Source organism: Pseudomonas sp. OV226 (genome assembly GCF_003148705.1).
Classification (GTDB): domain Bacteria; phylum Pseudomonadota; class Gammaproteobacteria; order Pseudomonadales; family Pseudomonadaceae; genus Aquipseudomonas.
Window position 1 is genome coordinate 181,540 of sequence record NZ_QGGS01000006.1, and the last position, 21,455, is coordinate 202,994.

General features: G+C 59.3%; 13 protein-coding genes and 1 pseudogene. 13 read left to right on the forward strand and 1 reads right to left on the reverse strand.

Annotated elements, in window-relative coordinates; all coding sequences use genetic code 11:
- The first annotated feature begins 61 nt into the window (after nucleotides 1-61).
- From yaaA to C7534_RS13765, 13 genes and pseudogenes are all read left to right on the forward strand, one after another.
- The gene (gene yaaA / locus C7534_RS13705) at nucleotides 62-841 is read left to right on the forward strand and encodes a peroxide stress protein YaaA (RefSeq protein ID WP_109786065.1); all 780 of its coding nucleotides are present in this window, start codon (nucleotides 62-64) and stop codon (nucleotides 839-841) included.
- 826 nt (nucleotides 842-1,667) lie between these two features.
- Nucleotides 1,668-2,984 (forward strand): nucleotide sugar dehydrogenase, encoded by a 1,317-nt coding sequence (locus C7534_RS13710; RefSeq protein WP_109786066.1) that lies wholly within the window; start codon nucleotides 1,668-1,670, stop codon nucleotides 2,982-2,984.
- Between the two features lie 151 nt (nucleotides 2,985-3,135).
- On the forward strand, nucleotides 3,136-4,617 hold the full coding sequence (alg8, locus tag C7534_RS13715) for a mannuronan synthase (protein ID WP_109786067.1): 1,482 nt from the start codon (nucleotides 3,136-3,138) through the stop codon (nucleotides 4,615-4,617).
- A 36-nt stretch (nucleotides 4,618-4,653) separates the two neighbouring features.
- Nucleotides 4,654-5,823 carry an alginate biosynthesis protein Alg44 gene (locus C7534_RS13720; protein WP_046028942.1) on the forward strand — a complete coding sequence of 390 codons (1,170 nt, stop codon included), beginning with the start codon at nucleotides 4,654-4,656 and terminating at the stop codon, nucleotides 5,821-5,823.
- A 9-nt stretch (nucleotides 5,824-5,832) separates the two neighbouring features.
- Entirely contained in the window at nucleotides 5,833-7,344 is a 1,512-nt protein-coding gene (gene algK / locus C7534_RS13725) for an alginate biosynthesis TPR repeat lipoprotein AlgK (RefSeq protein WP_109786068.1), read from the forward strand.
- Nucleotides 7,341-8,828, forward strand: a complete 1,488-nt coding sequence (locus C7534_RS13730) for an alginate export family protein (RefSeq protein ID WP_077430841.1) — start codon at nucleotides 7,341-7,343, stop codon at nucleotides 8,826-8,828. Before algK ends, C7534_RS13730 begins: the two co-directional genes overlap by 4 nt.
- Nucleotides 8,829-8,854: 26 nt before the next feature.
- Complete coding sequence (algG, locus tag C7534_RS13735) at nucleotides 8,855-10,444, forward strand: mannuronan 5-epimerase AlgG (protein ID WP_077430842.1); 1,590 nt, start codon at nucleotides 8,855-8,857, stop codon at nucleotides 10,442-10,444.
- Between the two features lie 10 nt (nucleotides 10,445-10,454).
- Nucleotides 10,455-11,903 (forward strand): alginate O-acetyltransferase, encoded by a 1,449-nt coding sequence (locus C7534_RS13740; protein WP_109786069.1) that lies wholly within the window; start codon nucleotides 10,455-10,457, stop codon nucleotides 11,901-11,903.
- An 8-nt stretch (nucleotides 11,904-11,911) separates the two neighbouring features.
- Nucleotides 11,912-13,036, forward strand: coding sequence for a mannuronate-specific alginate lyase (locus C7534_RS13745; RefSeq protein ID WP_109786070.1), 1,125 nt, complete (start codon nucleotides 11,912-11,914; stop codon nucleotides 13,034-13,036).
- 210 nt (nucleotides 13,037-13,246) lie between these two features.
- Nucleotides 13,247-14,812, forward strand: a complete 1,566-nt coding sequence (locus tag C7534_RS13750; protein WP_109786071.1) for an MBOAT family O-acyltransferase — start codon at nucleotides 13,247-13,249, stop codon at nucleotides 14,810-14,812.
- An 11-nt stretch (nucleotides 14,813-14,823) separates the two neighbouring features.
- Nucleotides 14,824-15,942: pseudogene (locus tag C7534_RS13755) on the forward strand (alginate O-acetyltransferase); the annotation flags it as partial.
- A 217-nt stretch (nucleotides 15,943-16,159) separates the two neighbouring features.
- Nucleotides 16,160-16,816 (forward strand): alginate O-acetyltransferase AlgF, encoded by a 657-nt coding sequence (locus C7534_RS13760; RefSeq protein ID WP_109786072.1) that lies wholly within the window; start codon nucleotides 16,160-16,162, stop codon nucleotides 16,814-16,816.
- Between the two features lie 255 nt (nucleotides 16,817-17,071).
- Nucleotides 17,072-18,523 carry a mannose-1-phosphate guanylyltransferase/mannose-6-phosphate isomerase gene (locus tag C7534_RS13765; RefSeq protein WP_109786073.1) on the forward strand — a complete coding sequence of 484 codons (1,452 nt, stop codon included), beginning with the start codon at nucleotides 17,072-17,074 and terminating at the stop codon, nucleotides 18,521-18,523.
- 73 nt (nucleotides 18,524-18,596) lie between these two features.
- Here the strand turns inward: C7534_RS13765 and C7534_RS13770 are convergent, their stop codons facing one another.
- Nucleotides 18,597-21,347 carry an RHS repeat domain-containing protein gene (locus C7534_RS13770; RefSeq protein ID WP_109786074.1) on the reverse strand — a complete coding sequence of 917 codons (2,751 nt, stop codon included), beginning with the start codon at nucleotides 21,345-21,347 and terminating at the stop codon, nucleotides 18,597-18,599.
- Between the last annotated feature and the right edge of the window lie 108 nt (nucleotides 21,348-21,455).

Sequence of the window (21,455 nt, forward strand, 5' to 3'; positions counted from 1 at the left end):
TAGCTGGAGTCATCCGGCTCTACCCCCTAGAATCGCGCCCACGATTACAGGAGACGACTTCATGCTGATGGTGATTTCACCCGCCAAGACCCTCGATTACGAAACACCGCCGGCAACCCAGCGCTTTACCCAGCCGCAGTACCTCGATCATTCCCAGGAATTGATCATGCAGCTGCGCGACCTGACACCGGCGCAAATCAGCGAGCTGATGCACGTCTCCGACAAGATCGGCGGGCTCAACGCCGCGCGTTTCGGCAGCTGGACGCCTGCGTTCACCCCGGAAAACGCCAAGCAAGCGTTGCTGGCTTTTAAAGGCGACGTGTACACCGGCCTGAATGCACAAACCTTCAGCGAAGCCGATTTCGACTACGCCCAACAGCATCTGCGCATGTTGTCCGGACTGTATGGCCTGCTGCGTCCCCTGGATCTGATGCAACCGTATCGGCTGGAGATGGGCACCAAACTGGCCAATGCCCGCGGCAAGGACCTGTATGCCTTCTGGGGCACGCGAATCAGCGAATGGCTGAACGAAGCCCTGGCCGATCAAGGTGATGACGTGCTGCTGAACCTGGCGTCCAAAGAGTACTTCTCGGCCGTCAAACGCAACGCCCTGAACGCACGCATCATCAATACCGACTTCAAGGACCTGAAGAACGGCCAGTACAAGATCATCAGTTTCTACGCGAAAAAAGCCCGCGGCATGATGAGCCGCTTCGTCATTGAAGAGCGCATCAACAACCCTGCCGACCTCAAGCAATTTGACGTTCAGGGTTACCGCTACAGCGCCGAGCAGTCCAAACCGGACAATCTGGTGTTCCTGCGCGATCACGCTCCCGAATAAAACCACTCTACGGCGCACGACATCCATAACCTCGTCGTGCGCCGACGGCCGATCGTCCAACAATTCCCCTTCCGTCTCGTCGTTTTATTGGCGTCAAAAATACATCACCTCGTTTTTTAACTTTAGTTTCACTCGACTTCGAACTTTTTTTTCAGTAGTGGCACTGAAAATTTTTATCGGTAGTGGCATAAAACTATCGAACTCGGTTATCACCCTATGTATCAAGGGTGAAACAGCAAGTGCCATCACAATGAAAGTAGTGCCATCTTTCTCAATATTTCAAAAAATTTCAGATTCCGCGATGAATGGGCTGGAACTATGTCCAGATGCGTCGTTCATACCACCGGTAACGATTATCAACGTGCTTGTACGAGATAACTTACGCAGACAAGCGATTCACGTAGCGAAGTTGTCACATTAACTTCTGAACATGAGTCACTTATTTGGACAACACACAAAGGACAGGAGATACGCATCATTAATATCACCTGCACGGCCAAGGCAGCGCCCCTATAAACGTGCTCACCTGAGCACCCAACCGCTTGATTTACGGGCTTTTTGCCTGGCATTGAGCGCGCTAGACCTTTGCACAAGCGTCCTCAGGCCAGAGGATCGGCTGCATAACAGGGCACGTCATAATAATAAGGCCTAGTTACGCACATCTTGAGTGCACTTATTTAGACACTCGAAACTTATGTATGTCTGCACACGGCATTGCGGCGCCTGTACGGCGCACTTTCGAGTGCACTATGACCGCAAAACACCATTAACTCCGGCCATCTAATGGCTCGTTGAATACAGTCTTGATAACAGTGAGGTAATTGCGATGCGCATCAGCATATTTGGTTTGGGTTACGTCGGCGCAGTGTGTGCCGGTTGCCTGTCTGCACGGGGCCATGACGTCGTTGGCGTCGATGTTGCCAAAGACAAAATCGATATGATCAACGCCGGCAAATCACCGATCGTTGAACCGGGCCTGGGCGAACTTCTGCGCAAGGGTATCGATACGGGCCGCCTGCGCGGCACCACCAACTTCGCCGAGGCGATTCGTGACACCGACTTGTCGATGATCTGCGTCGGTACGCCGAGCAAGAAAAACGGCGACCTGGAACTGAACTACATCGAAGCCGTGTGCCGCGAAATCGGTTTTGTCCTGCGCGACAAGACCACCCGCCACACCATCGTGGTTCGCAGCACCGTGTTGCCGGGCACCGTGGCTAACGTCGTAATCCCGATTCTGGAAGACTGCTCCGGCAAGAAAGCCGGTGTTGATTTCGGTGTTGCGGTGAACCCTGAGTTCCTGCGTGAAAGCACCGCGATCGCCGACTACGACCTGCCGCCAATGACCGTCATCGGCGAGTTCGACAAAGCATCGGGTGACGTTCTGCAATCGCTGTACGAAGAACTCGACGCACCGATCATCCGCAAGGACATCGCCGTTGCCGAAATGATCAAGTACACCTGCAACGTGTGGCACGCCACCAAGGTCACCTTCGCCAACGAGATCGGCAACATCGCCAAGGCTGTCGGCGTCGATGGCCGTGAAGTGATGGAAGTGGTCTGCCAGGACAAGACCCTGAACCTGTCCCAGTACTACATGCGCCCAGGTTTCGCGTTCGGCGGTTCTTGCCTGCCAAAAGACGTTCGCGCCCTGACCTACCGCGCCAGTTCCCTGGACGTGGAAGCGCCACTGCTGAACTCGCTGATGCGCAGCAACGAATCCCAGGTGCAGAACGCCTTCGACATCGTTTCCAGCCACGACAAACGCAAAGTGGCCCTGCTGGGTCTGAGCTTCAAGGCCGGCACCGATGACCTGCGCGAAAGCCCGCTGGTGGATCTGGCAGAAATGCTGATCGGCAAGGGTTTTGACCTGAGCATCTACGACAGCAACGTCGAATACGCCCGTGTCCACGGTGCGAACCGCGATTACATCGAGTCGAAAATCCCTCACGTCTCGTCGCTGCTCAACGCCGACTTCGACGACGTGATCAACAACTCCGACGTGATCATCCTCGGCAACCGTGACGAGAAATTCCGCGCCCTCGCGCAGAACGCCCCACATGGCAAGCAAGTGGTTGACCTGGTGGGCTTCATGTCCAAAGCCACCAGCGTCAGCGGCCGCACCGAAGGCATCTGCTGGTAATCCGGAATCCCGTCTCTGATACCGCGCTTTCGCGGATGAAACACCTGTAGGAGCACGGCTTGCCGGCGATAACGGACTTGAGATCGCCATCGCCGGCAAGCCGTGCTCCTACAGGGGCGCGGGGCTTGCAACTGACTTTAGGATTCCGATTATGCACAGGCTAAAGCACGGCCTTCTTCAGGCCGCCGGTTGGCTGTTTTACCTAAGTTTACTGATGGGCATCGCCATGGCGCTGCCTGCGTCCACGTTCGACTCCGAGTCGAAGGACTTCATTTTCCTGATCGGGTTCATCGGCATCTGGCGTTACTCGATGGGCGCCACGCACTTTCTGCGCGGCATGCTGTTTCTGTACGTGGTCTACCCGCACCTGCGGCGCAAAGTGCGCAAGCTGGGTAAAGCGGCAGACCCGTCCCACGTGTTTTTGATGGTCACCAGTTTCCGCATCGACGCGTTGACCACCGCGCAGGTTTACGCCTCGGTGATCCGCGAAGCCATCGACTGCGGCCTGCCGACCACCATGGTCTGCTCGATCGTGGAAATGTCCGATGAGCTGCTGGTGAAGAGCCTCTGGTCGCGGATGAACCCGCCGGCCCGGGTCAAACTCGACTTCGTGCGCATTCCCGGCACCGGCAAACGTGACGGCCTGGCCTACGGTTTCCGCGCCATCTCGCGCCACTTGCCGGACGACCGCGCCGTAGTGGCCGTGATCGACGGCGACACCGTGCTCGGCGAAGGCACGGTGCGCAAGACCGTGCCGTGGTTCCAGCTGTTCGGCAACGTCGGCGGCCTGACCACCAACGAGTTCTGCGAAGTGCGCGGCGGCTACATCATGAGCGAATGGCACAAGCTGCGTTTCGCCCAGCGCCACATCAACATGTGCTCGATGGCCCTGTCCAAGCGCGTATTGACCATGACCGGGCGCATGTCGGTGTTCCGTGCCACGGTGGTCACCAACCCGGAATTCATTGCCGACGTGGAAAGCGACTCGCTGCAACACTGGCGCCTGGGTCGTTTCAAGTTCCTTACCGGTGACGATAAGTCGAGCTGGTTCAGCCTGATGCGACTGGGCTACGACACCTTCTACGTGCCGGACGCCGCGATCAACACCGTGGAACACCCACCGGAAAAGAGCTTCATCAAGGCCAGCCGCAAGCTGATGTTCCGCTGGTACGGCAACAACCTGCGCCAGAACTCCCGTGCCCTGGGCCTGGGGATGAAACGCCTCGGCCTGTTCACGTCGGTGGTGCTGTTCGATCAGCGCGTGTCGATGTGGACGTCCTTGCTGGGCCTGACCGTGGCGCTGATTGCCAGCTTCAAATACGGCACCGCGTTCATCCTGGTTTACCTGCTGTGGATCGGCATTACCCGCCTGATCCTGACCGTGCTGTTGTCCCTCTCCGGTCACCGAATCGGCCCGGCCTACCCGGCGATTCTCTATTACAACCAGATCGTCGGCGCGCTAGTGAAGATCTACGTGTTCTTCCGCCTCGACCAACAGTCCTGGACTCGCCAGCCCACTTCTCTGACCCGTGATCTCGCCAGCTTTCAACGTTGGTTCAACACCTGGTCGTCTCGGACCATGACCTTCTCCGCCGGCAGCATTTTTGTCGCCGTGCTGCTGATGATGGTCTGACCGCCCCTCTATTGAATTAACCAGGAAATCGCCCCTATGAATACCGCCGTCAACGCCAATGTAGTGCATGAATCCGAAGCCCAGCGCCAACACGCCCGAGTGAAAATTCCGGCCAAGCTGCGATTCTTCGGTCCAGACCGGACGCCGGTTGAAGCCCGCGTCATCGACCTTTCCGCCGGTGGCCTGGCGTTCAACGCCGGGCAATTGCCGCTCAAAGCCGGCGATGTGTACAAGGCCCGCCTGCAATTCGTCATCGACAACCTCGGCCTGGCCATGGACGTCGAATTGCAGGTCCGCTCCTATGATCGCGAGACCGGTCGTACCGGGTGTCAGTTCCAGAACCTGGAGCCGCGCGATATTTCCACCCTGCGTCACCTGATCACCTCTCACCTGGCCGGCGACATCGTCAGCATGGGTGAAATGCTGGCGACCCTGCAGCGCGACAACTTCACCAAGGCGCGCAAGGTCAAGGATGGCGGCCACGGCATGACCGCGTTCGGTCGTCTGCGTGCAGTGACCTTCAGCCTGGGGATTTTCATCGTCGGCGTGGCGGCGTTCGGCTTCATTTTCAAATCGGTGTACGGCATGTACTTCGTCAGCCACGCCCAGGCCGGCCTGGTCAGCGTGCCCGGCATGAACATCACCATGCCGCGTGACGGCACCGTGCAAAGCCTGATCAAAGCCGACGGCGTTGCCGCCAAGGGCGCACCACTGGCAACGTTCAGCACCAGCATGCTCGACGTGCTCAAAGGTCATCTGGACGAAGATCAACTGCAACCGGCCAAGGTTGAAGAACTGTTCGGCAAGCAAATGACCGGCACCCTGACCTCGCCGTGCGATTGCACCGTGGCGCAACAACTGGTTGCCAACGGTCAGTACGCCAGCAAGGGCGACGTGATCTTCCAGTTGGTGCCACGCAACAGCGAAGCCAACGTTGAAGCCCGCTTCTCCTATCGCCAGTTCCGCGACGTGCGCCCGGGCACCCCGGTCAGCTTCCAGATCGCCGGCGAAGACAAAACCCGCACCGGCAAAATCGTCAGCAGCACCAGCCTGAAAAGCGCTGACCTGTCATCCGACATCCGCGTACTGATCCAGCCTGACGAAGCCCTGGACAGCAGCCTCGCCGGTCGCCCGGTCGAAGTGAACAGCGATCGTGGCCCGAACCTGAACTGGCTGATCGACAAAGCCATGGCTGCCGGTCTTTAAATCGAGGACATGCCTGTGACTATCATCAGCCTCCTGAGAACACCGAGATCCCTGTGGGAGCGGGCTTGCCCGCGATGGGATCACTGCGGTGTTTCTGAAGAACCGCGTCAAGCGAATCGCGGGCAAGCCCGCTCCCACAGGGGTTATATGGTGTGCTCGCTGGCGCTGGCAGTCAGCCTGGCCGGTTGCGCCGGCCTGCCCGACCAGCGTCTGGCCAACGAAGCCCTCAAGCGCGGCGACACGGCGCTGGCTCAGCAGAACTACAAACAACTGGCCGACCTGGGCTACAGCGAGGCGCAAGTGGGCCTGGCCGATATCCAGGTCGACAGCCGTGACCCGGCGCAGATCAAGCAAGCCGAGGCGACTTATCGCGCCGCAGCCGACGTCTCGCCGCGAGCGCAGGCCCGCCTCGGTCGCCTGCTGGTGGCCAAGCCGGGCTCTACCGAAGCCGAACAGCACGAAGCCGAAGGCCTGTTGAAAAAAGCCTCGGCCAATGGCGAAGGCAACACCCTGATCCCGCTGGCCATGCTCTACCTGCAATACCCGCACAGTTTCCCGAACATCAACGCGCAGAAACAGATCAGCCAATGGCGCGCCGAAGGCAAACCGGAAGCGGGTCTGGCGCAAGTGCTGCTCTACCGCACTCAAGGCACCTACGACCAACATCTGGATGAAGTCGCCAGCATCTGCAAAGCCGCCCTGAACACCACCGACATCTGCTACGTCGAACTGGCCACGGTTTATCAGAAACAGGCCAAGCCCGAGCAACAGGCCGAGCTGATCAAGCAGATGCAAGCCGCACACGCCCGCGGCACCGTCTCCGCGCAGCGGGTGGACAGCGTCGCCCGTGTGCTCGCTGATTCGAGCCTGGGCAAAACCGACGAGAAAACCGCGCAGTCACTGCTCGAACCCATCGCCCCGGGCTACCCGGCGTCGTGGGTCACGCTCGCGCAATTGCTCTATGACTTCCCCGAACTGGGCGATCTCGACCAGATGATGAAGTACCTGGACAACGGTCGCGCCGCCGACCAGCCGCGCGCCGAACTGTTGCTGGGCAAGCTCTACTACGAAGGCAAAATGGTCCCGGCCGACGCCAAGGTCGCCGAAGAACATTTCCAGAAAGCCGTCGGCCGCGAAGTCGCCGCCGATTACTACCTCGGCCAGATCTACCGCCGCGGTTACCTGGGCAAGGTCTATTCGCAAAAAGCGCTGGACCACCTGCTGACCGCTGCACGCAACGGTCAGAACAGCGCCGACTTTGCCATCGCCCAGCTGTTTTCCCAAGGCAAGGGCACCCGGCCCGACCCGCTGAACGCTTATGTCTTCAGCCAATTGGCCAAGGCTCAGAACACCCCGCAAGCCACTGAGCTTGCGCAAACACTCGAAGCACAACTGCCGCCTGCCCAGCTCGCCGAGGCCCAACGCCTGTTGAAACAAGAACAGGCCGTTCGCGGGTCCTTGAGCCAGAACACGCTGGAACTGCATGCCCTGCAAGAAGAAGACGGCGAGGAATCCCTATGAAGTTGAATCCATTCATGAAGGCCGGCATCGGCCTCACGTTCGCGCTGATCTGGTCTTGCCCGACACTGGCCGCGATCACTGAAACCAAAAACTTCGGCCTCGAAGTGAAAGTCACCGGCCAGTCCGAAGACGACAGCGACCTGGGCACCCAGAGCGGTGGCGACGTCAACGGCGTCGGCCTCGACCTGCGTCCGTGGATCTATGGCGAGAGCGGCGCGTGGAGCGCCTACGCCATGGGCCAGGCCGTGACCGCCACTGACATCATCGAGACGGATACCTTGCAAGGGACCGCCGGCGACGGCACCACGCCGACCACCAACGATGATCGCAAGACCAAGAAAAACTACCTGGCGATGCGCGAATTCTGGGTCGGTTACAGCGGCCTCACGCCGTATCCGGGCGAGATGCTCAAGTTCGGTCGCCAACGTCTGCACAATGCTGACGGCCAATGGCGCGACACCAACATCGAAGCCCTGAACTGGACCTTCGACACCACCCTGTTGCGCGCCAACGTCGGTGTCGCCGAACGCTTCAGCGAGTACCGCACCGACCTCACGGAACTGGCCCCCAAAGACAAGGATCGCCTGCACGTCTACGCCGACGCGGAGTATCAGTGGACGCCGGGCAACTGGGTCGGCATTCGGGGTCATCACACCCACGATGACGGCAAGCTCGACTACCCGCAACCGGGTGTACCCACCGATTCGCTGGACAAAAAACAGAACGGCGACATCAGCTGGCTGGGCCTGACCGCCGACAGCGACGCCTACAACTGGCGCAACACCAACACCGTCAATTACTGGGGCAGCATCACCGGCATGAGCGGCGACACCGACACGGTCAACCCGCTGAACGCCAACGGTACGCCTCCGGCCGAAGCCAAGCGCGGTCAAGACCTCAATGGCTGGGCCACGGATGTCGGCGTGCGTCTGCGCCTCGATCCGCAATGGCAAGTCGGTGCCGCCTATGCCCGCGCCAGTGCCGAGTACGAACAGAACGGCCTGGAAAGCAACCGCTCGAACTACACCGGTACCCGTTCGCGGGTTCACCGTTTCGGCGAAGCCTTCCGCGGTGAAATGCAGAACATGCAGACCGCGACCCTGTTCGGTTCGTGGATGCTCAACGACGAATACGACGCCAGCCTGATCTACCACAAATTCTGGCGCGTCGACGGCAACAAGCCGATCGGCAGCAACGGCATCAACGCGGTCGAGAACAACACCGACGACCCGACCGGCGCGATTCTCTCCACCACTTCCCTGCCGCTGAACGATGGCGAAAAAGACCTCGGTCAGGAAATGGACCTGGTCGTGACCAAGTACTTCAAGCAAGGCCTGTTGCCGGCGGCGTTGAGCCAGTCGATCGACGAGCCTTCGGCACTCGTGCGTTTCCGTGGTGGTGTGTTCAAGCCGGGTGATGCGTACGGCAAGGAAGTCGATTCGTACATGCATCGCGCGTTTATCGACGTGATCTGGCGCTTCTGATGCGAACCGCGAAGGGAGTGCCCGACATGAACAATTCGAAGCGAGGTTCGCTCACCTTGCTGGCCAGCGCGATGTTGCTGGCCAGTGCGGCTGCCTTCGCCAATGTGGAGCCGGTCACACCCGTCCAGAAAGGACACCCGGCGACCCTTGCCAAAGGTTTGCAACAAGCCAAGACCTACACCGTCAGCAGCGCGCCGACCGCGCCGCTGGAACTGGCCAAACCAAAACTGCCGGACCTGTCCGGTTACACCGCCGAAGCCATTGCCGCGAAGATCGTGCGCAGCAAGGCCGGCAAAATCAGCGTGCGCCGGATGATGCAGGAAGACGCCCTGAAGGACTTCATCGGCGGTGACAACAAGATGGCCGAGTGGGTGGTGCGCCAGCACGGTATCCCGCAGGCAATCTTCGTCGACGACGGCTACATGAACCTCAAGGACCTGGCGAAGAAACTGCCCAAGCAGTACTTCAGCGAAACCTCGCCGGGTGTGTTCCTGGCGAAGTTGCCGATCGTGGTCGGCCGTCACGGCATTCTTGAAATCGACAAGCAGACCCAGGAATTGCGCCTGTCGCAAGAAGCCGGTTCGTTCCTGGTCAACGACGGCCAGCTGTTTGTGCGTGACACCAAAATCACTGGCTGGCGCGAAAAGGACAACGGCCCGGCGACGTTCACTTCGCCCAAGGAATTCCGTCCGTTCCTGCTGTCCTGGGGCGGCACCGAGACCTACATCGCCAACAGCAAGATCGCCAGTTTCGGCTATGCCAACAGTAAGTCCTATGGCGTGAGTATTTCCCAATACACGCCGAACATGGCCAAGGTCCTTAAGCGCCCTGAACCGACCGGCTGGATCGTCGGTTCCGAGTTCTCGGACATGTGGTACGGCTTCTACTGCTACGAGACCCGCGACTTCGTGGTCAAGGGCAACACCTACAAAGACAACATCGTCTACGGCATCGACCCGCACGACCGTTCCCACGGTCTGATCATTGCCGACAACACCGTCTACGGGACCAAGAAGAAGCACGGGATCATTATTTCCCGTGAGGTCAACGACAGCTTCATTTTCAACAACCGCAGCTACGACAACCACCTCTCGGGGCTGGTGATCGACCGTAACAGCGTGAATAACCTGATTGCCTACAACGAGATCTACAAGAACCACACCGACGGCATCACCCTCTACGAGAGTGCCGACAACCTGATCTACGGCAACAAGGTAATCAGTAACAAACGCCACGGCATCCGCATTCGTAACAGCGTGAACATTCGCCTCTACGAAAACCTGTCCATGGCCAACGGCCTGACCGGCGTCTACGGCCACATCAAAGACCTGAGCGACACCGATCGGGACATCAAGCTCGACCCGTTCGACGCCCAGGTGTCCTTGATCGTGGTCGGCGGTGAACTGGCCGGCAACGGCAGCGGCCCGCTGTCCATCGACTCGCCGTTGAGCGTCGAGTTGTATCGCGTGTCCATGCTCTCTCCGACCAAAGCCAGCGGCATCAGCTTCAGCGGCATTCTCGGCGAGCGTCAGGATGAAATTCTCGACCTGCTGGTGCGCCAGCAGAAAGCCGTGCTGATCGACCCTGTCGAACGCCAGACCGAAATGCGGGACTGAGGATTATTTTATGCACCCACACTTGATCAAATTACTCAGCCTGTCGGCCTTGACCGCCGGCATTCTCGCGGCCAGCCATGGTGTTCGCGCGGATGAAATCCAGGCTCCAAAGTTCAGCGCCGAACCGTGCTGCAACCTGTGCCCCGAAGCGCACGACGCGAAGAACTACACCACGCGCTATCAGCAGAACTTCACCACGCTGGTGCAGGCCCAGGGCGACTGGCTGTTCCGGACGCAGGAAGACTTGCGCACCGAATTCGACACCACTCCCGCCGGCTACAAACGCATGAAAGAGCTGCACGATGCGTTCAAGAGCAAAGGCGTGGAGCTCGTTGTTGTTTATCAACCCACTCGTGGCCTGGTGAATCGCAACAAGCTCAACCCGCAAGAAAAGGCCCAGTACGATTTCGACAAGGCGCTGAAGAACTACAAGGGCATGCTCGGTCGTTTCGCCGCCATGGGTTACGTGGTGCCGGACCTCTCGCCGCTGACCAACGAATCGCTGCCCGACACCTTGCCGGCCCACGATTTCTACTTCCGCGGCGACCAGCACTGGACACCGTATGGCGCCCAGCGCACGGCGAAAATCGTCGCCGAAAAGGTCAAGCAGATTCCGGCCTTCGCCGGCATTCCCAAGCGTGAATTCGAGACCCACAGGTCGGGTCGCATGGGCAAGACCGGAACGTTGCACAACATGGCCGGTCAACTTTGTGGCACCAGCTACGCGATCCAGTACATGGATCAGTTCACCACCGAGCCCAAGGGCGAAGCCGCCGACGGCGACCTGTTCAGTGATGCCGGCAACCCGGAAATCACCCTGGTCGGCACCAGTCACAGTGGCAAGAACTACAACTTCGCCGGTTTCCTCGAAGAGGCCATCGGCGCCGACATCCTCAACGTGGCGTTCCCCGGCGGTGGCCTGGAAGGTTCGATGCTGCAATACCTGGGCAGCGAAGAGTTCCAGACCAAGCCGCCGAAAATCCTGATCTGGGAATTCTCGCCGCTCTATCGCCTCGACCAGGAAACCATCTACCGCCAGATGATGGCGCTGCTGGACAACGGTTGCGAAGGCAAGGATGCACAGATGTCCGGCAGCGCCACGCTGAAACCGGGCAAGAACGAATTGATGGTCAACAGCAACAACCTGAACCTGCAAAACAGCAGCCACCAGGTCGACATCCGCTTCGCCGATCCATCGGTGAAAACCCTGCACGCCACCCTCTGGTACATGAACGGTCGCCACGAGGACATCAAGATCGATAAACCGGAAACCTCCGACACCGACGGGCGTTTCGCCTTTGAGTTGCGCACGGACGAAGACTGGGCCTCGCAGAACTTGCTGGCCGTTGAAGTCCAAGGCCCTGAAGCCGGTGCCGCACCACAAAAAGTCGAAGCGAAAATCTGCAAACGCAACGTGTTCCCGAGTGCCGAGCAGCGTACTGCTTCGGTCGGGCAATGAGGTCTGCTATGCGAAATCCGAAATTGAAGAATCTGTTGGCACCGACGCTGTTGAGCCTGGCGATGTTCGCCGGTGCCACCCAAGCCGCCGCGCCCCTGCGTCCGCCCCAGGGTTACTTCGCGCCGATTGAAAAAGTCAAAACCGGCGACAGCAGCGAAGGGTGTGATGCGATGCCGACGCCGTACACCGGCTCACTGCAATTTCGCAGCAAGTACGAAGGCTCGGACAAGGCCCGCGCGACCCTGAACGAGCAATCGGAAAAGGCCTTCCGTGACAGCACCGCCGACATCACCAAAATCGAACGCGGCACCAGCAAGCGTGTGATGCAGTTCATGCGTGACGGTCGCCCGGAACAACTGGAATGCACACTCAACTGGCTCACCGCCTGGGCCAAGGCCGATGCCTTGATGTCCAAGGACTTCAACCACACCGGCAAGTCCATGCGCAAATGGGCGCTGGGCAGCATGGCGTCGTCGTACATTCGCCTGAAGTTCTCCGACTCGCATCCGCTGGCCAACCATCAGCAAGAGTCGCAGTTGATCGAAGCCTGGTTCAGCAAAATGGCCGATCAGGTGGTCAGCGACTGGGACAACCTGCCGCTCGAACAAACCAACAACCACTCGTACTGGGCGGCCTGGTCGGTGATGGCAACGTCCGTCGCCACCAACCGTCGCGACCTGTTCGATTGGGCGGTCAAGGAATACAAGGTCGGCGCCAATCAGGTCGACGCCCAAGGCTTCCTGCCGAATGAACTCAAGCGTCAGCAACGCGCCCTCGCCTACCACAACTATGCCCTGCCGCCACTGGCGATGATCGCCAGTTTCGCTCAGGTCAACGGTGTGGACTTGCGCCAGGAAAACAACGGCGCACTGAAACGCCTGGGTGATCAAGTGCTGGCCGGGGTGAAAGACCCGGACATCTTCGAGAAGAAGAACGGCAAGGAACAGGACATGACCGATCTGAAGATCGACTCGAAATTCGCCTGGCTTGAACCGTTCTGCACGCTCTACACCTGCGCGCCGGATGCGCTGAAGAAGAAGCACGGGATGCAGCCGTTCAAGTCCTTCCGCCTCGGCGGCGACCTGACCAAGGTCTACGACCCGGCCAATGAAAAAGGCAACAAGGGTTCTTAGCGGCAAACACAAAAAGCCTGTAGGAGCCGAGCTTGCTCGCGATGACTGAGTGTCAGTCGACATCGATGTTGAATGTCAGACCGCTATCGCGAGCAAGCTCGGCTCCTACAGGGTGCAAGGCATGAATTGAGTGTAATGCCCCCGGATTTTCGTGGGGGGTTTGGGGGGGCCGTTGGCCCTTGACTGTTGATTAAACATGGAGAGATCAGGATGGTATTTTCATCCAATGTGTTCCTGTTTCTGTTCTTGCCGATCTTTCTCGGCTTGTACTACTTGAGCGGAATACGCTATCGCAACCTGCTGCTGCTGATCGCCAGTTACGTGTTCTATGCCTGGTGGCGCGTGGACTTCCTGGCGCTGTTCGCCGCCGTCACGCTGTGGAATTACTGGATCGGCCTGAAAGTCGGTGCCGCCGGCGTGCGCACCAAACCGGCCCAACGCTGGCTGCTGCTCGGCGTGGCCGTCGACCTGTGCATCCTTGGCTACTTCAAGTACGCCAACTTCGGCGTCGACAGCATCAACGCGATGATGACGTCGGTCGGTCTGTCGCCGTTCATCCTGACCCACGTGCTGCTGCCGATCGGGATCTCGTTCTACATTTTCGAGTCCATCAGCTACATCATCGACGTCTACCGTGGCGACACCCCGGCGACCCGCAATCTGATCGACTTCGCGGCGTTCGTGGCGATCTTCCCGCACCTGATTGCCGGCCCGGTATTGCGCTTTCGTGACCTCGCCGACCAATTCAACAACCGCACCCACACCCTGGACAAATTCTCCGAGGGCTGCACGCGGTTCATGCAGGGTTTCATCAAGAAAGTCTTCATCGCCGACACCCTCGCGGTCGTGGCCGACCATTGCTTCGCCTTGCAAAACCCGACCACGGGCGATGCCTGGCTCGGGGCGCTGGCCTACACCGCGCAACTGTATTTCGACTTCTCGGGCTACAGCGACATGGCCATCGGCCTGGGCTTGATGATGGGTTTCCGCTTCATGGAAAACTTCAAGCAGCCGTACATCAGCCAGTCGATCACCGAGTTCTGGCGGCGCTGGCACATCAGCCTGTCCACCTGGCTGCGTGACTACCTGTACATCACGCTGGGCGGTAATCGCAAAGGCACGTTGATGACCTATCGCAACCTGTTCCTGACCATGCTGCTCGGTGGTCTGTGGCACGGCGCGAACATCACCTACATCGTCTGGGGTGCGTGGCACGGCATGTGGCTGGCGATTGAAAAAGCCCTGGGCCTGAACACTTCGCCGCGCAGCATCAACCCGATCCGCTGGGCCCTGACTTTCCTGCTGGTGGTGATGGGCTGGGTGATCTTCCGTTCGGAAAACCTGCACGTCGCCGGCCGTATGTACGGCGCGATGTTCAGCTTCGGTGAATGGTCGCTGTCGGAACTCAACCAGGCCAGCCTCACCGGCCTGCAAGTGGCAACCCTGGTGGTGGCTTACGTGACGCTGGCGTTCTTCGGCATCCGTGATTTCTACACCAACCGTCCGCCGGAGAAGACCAAGCCTGCCGTCAACGTCGAGACCGATGGTCCTGCCGCTGCGACCCCTGGAATGATCAAAGCCGTACCGGGCGACAACCCGGCCAGCATCCATCAACCGGGTTACACCGTCGGCGTCGAAGCCACCGTGCAACCGGCCTACTGGACCGCTGACTGGTCGCGTTATGTGATGCGCGCCCTGGTGCTGCTGCTGTTCATCGCTTCGATTTTCAAACTCTCGGCGCAAAGCTTCTCGCCGTTCCTTTACTTCCAGTTCTGAGGGATCTGACCATGACCCGCTCATTACGCATCTTCTACATCGCCTTGTTCCTGTTGACCCTGTTGGTCTTGGGCCTGTGGTCCACGCGCAGCTTCTTCGGTTTCAGCACCAGTGCCGACACCACGGTGCTCAACGGCCGCTGGACCAAAGCCGTGGAGACGCACTACGACGACGAGTTTCCGATCAAGCGCCTGGGCACCAACCTCTGGGCCGCGCTGGATTTCAAACTGTTCAACGAAGGTCGTCCGGGCGTTGTGCTCGGTCGCGATCAGTGGCTCTACAGCGATGAAGAGTTCCACCCGGTCGTCAACGAAGAGCTGAACCTGCAAGGCAACTACGCGCTGGTCGAAGGCGTGCGCCAGACCCTCAAGGCCAAAGGCGTGCAACTGGTGATGGCGGTGGTGCCGGCCAAGGTGCGCTTGTACCCGGAACACGTGGGTGAGGTGAAACCGGCCAGCATCCACGCCAACCTCTACAAGGATTTCCACCAGCGCCTGGCCGCCGACCGGATTCCTGCGCCGGACCTGCTCGGCCCGCTGCAACAGGCAAAACAGAACGGTCAGCAAGTGTTCTTGCGCACCGACACCCACTGGACCCCGGAAGGCGCCGAGATCGCCGCCAACCGTCTGGCCAGGACCATTGCCGACAAATACCCGCTAAGCGGCGAGCCGCAAAACTTCGTCACCCAAGCGGCAGAGAACATCACGCACAAGGGTGACTTGCGCCTGTTCCTGCCACTGGACCCGCTGTTCGAAAACCTGATGCCGGCACCGGAGCCTTTGCAAAAGCGCAACACCGTGGCCGCTGAAGATCAACCGGCCGGTGACGACGCCCTGTTCGCCAACACCGAAGTGCCGGTGGCCCTGATCGGCACCAGCTACAGCGCCAACCCGAACTGGAACTTCGTCGGTGCGCTGAAACAAGCGCTGCACAGCGACGTGGTCAATTACGCCGAAGACGGTCACGGCCCGATTCTGCCGATGCTCAGCTACCTGAAAAGCGATGCTTTCAAGAACAGCCCGCCACAGGTGCTGATCTGGGAGTTTCCTGAACGCTATCTGCCTGTGAACAACGAAATCGGTGACGCCGACCCGCAGTGGGTCGCAGAGCTCAAAGAAGCCGGCGCTCGAACCGGGCTGGGTGGAAGCGTCGCGAGCGAAGGCAAGACAAGGCAAAAACAGGCAAGGACGCGGAGTTTACGGGCTGTAAATGAGCAGTCCGAGCCTGTTTTTAACGCCGGATTGCCGAGCGCAGCAGCTTCCACCCAGTCCGGCCAACAAAACGTAGCTGCAAACACTACATCCGAGACGCCCGACCGGGCGCAAAACTGAAAGAGAGAGGTACACCATGACTTTCACTACGACTACTCCTCGCCGTCTCGCCAAGACCTTTGCTCTCGTCGCTGGCATGAGCGTGCTGTCCATGTCCGCCTTCGCCGGCGACGCCGCACTTTACGGTCCGACTGCACCGAAAGGTTCGACCTTCGTGCGTGTCTACAACGCCAGCAACGCTGAAGTCAGCGCCACGGTTGGCAGCACCAGCCTGAGCGACGTTGCGCCGCTGGCCAGCACCGACTTCAGCTTCATGCCGGGCGGCGATTACAGCGCCAAGGTCGGCAGCCAGACCCTGCCGGTGAAACTGGCCGGTGATCACTATTACACCCTGGTCAACAACGCCGCCGGCGCGCCGCAGTTGATCGAAGAACCGCCGTTCAAGAACAAGCAGAAGTCCCTGGTGCGTCTGCAGAACCTGAGCGACAAGTCCCTGACCCTGAAGACCGCCGACGGCAAGACTGACGTGGTGCCAAGCGTGGCCGCCAAGGGCCGTGGCGAGCGTGAGATCAACCCGGTGAAAGTCAGCCTGGCGCTGTTTGAAGGCGACAAGAAAGTTGGCGACGTCAAACCGGTTGCCCTGGAACGCGGTGAAGCCGCCGTGCTGTACGTCACCGGCACCGGCAGCAGCCTGTCGCCAGTCTGGGTAAAACGCCCCGTCTCGACGCGCTAACACATTCATCAGGACGGAGATCCCCCTGTAGCAGCTGGCGAAGCCTGCGTCCGACTGCGCAGCCGTCGCAATCCAGACAACTCGGTTTTTCTGAATGACCGCGTTGAACGGATTGCGACGGCTGCGCCGCCGAACGCAGCCTCGCAGGCTCGGCAGCTGCTACATCGGTGAAACGGCCTGGTTACGGAATAAAAACAAGAGTGAAACGACAGAACGTTCGTAGCTCTAACCAATCGATTTTAAAGGAGTAACAACATGATTCCGGTGATCTTGTCAGGTGGTAGCGGCTCACGTCTTTGGCCGCTTTCGCGTAAACAGTTTCCCAAGCAATTCCTCGCCCTGACCGGCGAACACACGCTGTTCCAGCAAACCCTGGAACGCCTGGTGTTCGAAGGCATGGACACGCCGATTGTGGTCTGCAACAAAGACCACCGCTTCATCGTCAACGAACAGTTGGCCAACCGCAAACTGGAAACCCAGCGCATCCTGATGGAGCCCTTCGGTCGCAACACAGCGCCGGCCGTGGCCCTGACCGCGATGATGCTGGTCAATGAAGGTCGCGACGAGTTGATGCTGGTGCTGCCGGCCGACCACGTACTGGAAGACCAGAAAGCCTTGCAACGCGCCCTGGCCCTGGCCACCGTCGCGGCTGAAAACGGTGAAATGGTGCTCTTCGGCGTGCCGGCCACCAAGCCGGAAACCGGCTACGGCTACATCAAATCCACCAACGATTCGCTGTTGCCGGAAGGCGTGAGCCGCGTCTCGCACTTCGTCGAAAAACCCGATGTGAAACGCGCCACCGAGTTCGTCGAGTCCGGCGGTTACTTCTGGAACAGCGGCATGTTCCTGTTCCGTGCCAGCCGCTTCCTCGAAGAACTGAAGAAGCACGATCCGGACATCTACGACACCTGCCTGCTGACCCTCGAACGCAGCCAGCAGGACGCCGACTCCATCACCTTCGACGAAGCCACTTTCGCCTGCTGCCCGGACAATTCCATCGACTACTCGGTGATGGAAAAAACCCAGCGCGCCTGCGTGGTGCCGTTGACCGCTGGCTGGAGCGATGTCGGTTGCTGGTCGTCGCTGTGGGAAGTGAATGAAAAGGACGCCAACGGCAACGTCACCAAAGGCGACGTGGTCATTCAGGACAGCAAAAACTGCATGATCCACGGCAATGGCAAACTGGTGTCGGTGATCGGCCTGGAAAACATCGTGGTGGTCGAAACCAAGGACGCCATGATGATTGCGCACAAGGACTCGGTCCAAGGCGTGAAACAGATGGTCAACACCCTCAACGAGCAGGGCCGCAGCGAAACCCAGAACCACTGCGAAGTCTATCGTCCGTGGGGTTCCTACGACTCGGTGGACATGGGCGGTCGCTTCCAGGTCAAGCACATTTCGGTCAAGCCGGGCGCCTGCCTGTCGCTGCAAATGCACCACCACCGTGCGGAACACTGGATCGTGGTCAGCGGCACCGCTGAAGTGACCTGCGACGAAAACGTGTTCCTGCTGTGCGAGAACCAGTCGACTTACATCCCGATTGCCTCGGTCCACCGTTTGCGCAACCCGGGCAAGATTCCACTCGAGATCATCGAAGTGCAATCGGGCAGCTATTTGGGTGAAGACGATATCGAGCGCTTTGAGGATATCTACGGTCGATCGACACCGGTCGAGCGCGGCGTGTCGGTGAAAACCATCGCGCAGTAAGCGTTCAGCAAAATAAAAGCCCCCGTCCAGCCCGCTGCGTTCCCTATCCGCAGCGGGTTGGGCGGGGGCTTTTTTATTTGGATCGGCTTCTTTTGCGCACGCGTGTTGCCGGTGCGACGGCTGGCTCTGGGGTATCAAATCCTGCGGCCAGCAGACGCATTGCCAATGGGCTTGGTGAGTTCGATGGCGGCTCCACTGAACCAGTAAAAGGCGATTGGGCAGTCGTCAAAGCAGGCATCGTCGATGACCTGGCAATAACCGTTGGCGGACCTTCAACGGTTGATGCCTGAAAGCTGCTCAGCTGTCTGTACTGCATTTGTGTCTGGGCTTCCGACACTTCCATATACCGTCCCACAGTCTGCACCATGGTCCCCAATGCACTCAGTGCCGGGCGTCGAGAGAACGACGCCAGTTTCCCCACGCCCTTCAGACCTTTAGCCACGGCATCGCGTCGATCCGCCAGAACCTGCGGATCCTCGACCGGACTGTTGAAGGCGACCGACATCGGGCCCATGACGCGGCTTGTTGTTTGCTCTCCCACTACAGTGTTCATCACCCCCGAAATGAGCTCCCCAGAGTGATACAGCACCGCCCCGGAGGGTGCCGCCGTCTGGGTCCTTGCCGCGGCAATGACATGAGCTTGATGGGTGTTGGTGAACGCTATGTTGCCGCCTTCACCCAACTGCGCGAGGGCTATCGGAATCTGCTGGCGATAAGCCAGAGTCGATGGGTCCTGGCTGTCCGCAAAATAATTGCGGATGGGTTGCATGCCAGACGCTTGAAGTGGGTAAACGACGCCCTCGTTGGCAAGATCGTGATAAACACCATCCTTTGGTTTTTGATCAGGTGTGGGCACTAGACCATCGACATCCTTATAGAACAACGGATTGTTGCGCATCGCCCGGTATCGACTCAGCCCATCGATGTTTCCCCCAGGATCCGGATTGATCCATCGTTGCAACCAGGCGGCGTAATACCTGTACCCGTAGTAATCGAGCCCTGTAGCATCACGCTCCTTGCCCGAATACCGAACGGTTTTGTAGTCAGCGTCAATCGCATTCCCGCCCGCAAACCAAGCGGTCTCACCAAAGGGATAAAAAATTTCCCGGCTGATGATTTGAGCATCGCCAGACAGTTCCACGGTGCATGAGCCCAGATGATCGACCAAGTAGTTCCGATACTGATCGTTGCAGCCGGACGGAGGGTCGCTCTCCCAGTGCAACACCCGAACGGTATTCAGGCCGGCCTGTGCGGCGATGACCTCCAGCCTCTCCCCGGTGCCACTGTCGGTACGCAGTTCCAGCCCCGGTAAGTAGCGCACTTCGGCTATTACGGCTCGAGCGTTGGTCTGCAACGAGCGGATTTTGCGTACCCGCAGGCCACCGCCATCGTAGAGATAGGACTCAACGTCATTGCCTCCGGTATCGCGTTCCACCGGGCTGACCGATTGCAATTGGTTACGCAGATCCCACGTCAAAAAACGCCCTTGATCCAGTTCCAGCAAATTGCCGTTGGCGTCGAATGCCGCGGCGATTTCTTCCTCGGTCGGCGGTTCGCCGTTGCGCCAGGGTAGGCAACGATTGCTGTACCGGGCGGCTTGCAGATCACGTCCAGGACTTTGCACACCGACATGTGTCAGCTTCAGCAGGTTGCCGCCGTCGTCGTAACTGTAAGTCTGATGGTAGTTGCCGAGCGCGGCCGGATCGTTACGCCCGACGGACTCCGGCCCCTGATTGGGAGCGCCCGCCTCCCAGCCAGTCGCCGCGATCAATTGATACAGACTGTCGTAGGTAAATCGACTGACGGGTTCGATGCGTTGATTGTTGAAGTAACGCACCGGCAACGCCTTGTCTTCGATGCTCAGCACATTGCCCATTCGGTCGTAGGCGTAGAACAGGTGTTGCAGCAAGCCACTGTGATCGCTGTGCGCCCGGCGCTCGATCAAACGTCCGTCTTTCGGAGAATACTTGAGGGTCGTCTGTACGTTGTTACCCGCCACTTCGCGAGTGATCTGTCCTTGAGCGTTGTATTCGATTCCACTCACCAGTGTTTGGCCGGACGGCTTGCCTGCGAGCTTCAAGGCACATTGACGTAGTCGACCATCAAGGGTGTAGCCAAAGGTCTGACAGTTCTGCCTGGCATCGACTGAGTCCAGCACATTTCCCTGCGGACCGAACCGCCACGTCGAAACAGCGCCATCGCCTGGCTCCAACAATTCATCGCGATCAGCAATCGGCTCTGGCCAATCAGGGGCGACGGCATCCAGAGAGAAGTGTTGAACGTGTCTTGAGCATTGGCCGGTGATCGCAAACGCCTCAAACAATACGGTCCCGCCGGGGCCATCCCGTCGAATCAGTTGCCCGGACAAGTTGCGATCCTGATGCCCCTGACCGGGACGACCATATTCCATGCGCTCGGCACAACGTCGTGGCGCGGTGGCGAGGTGTTCAAACACCGTCACCGGACGCAGCAGTTCGTCGTATTCAACCACGCGTCGTCTGCCGCGACTGTCCCAGCCTTGCAGCACTTCATTGGCCAGTCCGACGAGATTGATCTGCGAGCCGGCATCCACGCTGAGCGTCGATACGGCAACATCGGACAGCGAATACGCCGTCACGAGATTGGCGGGCGCCAAGGGGTCTTGTTCCCGTAATTCCCAAAGCCGGGGGTCCCACTGCATGATCGCGTGCCCGGCGGCATTGTAGAGCGTGCGGTTGATGCGTGCCTGAGTCGGCTCGCCTTCAACCTCGCGCCAATAATCAATGGAAAGGATCGGCAGCTTTCGCGGGTCGACGACCGACACGGTGGGAGTTTTATAGTGCATGCCGGCGTGCCCCTGTGAGCCAGTGGTGAGCTAATCGCTTGTGGCGCGAGCCGGCTACTGTCAGAAATTACAGTTCCGACCAATGGCAACAGCGCTTGATCCACGAAT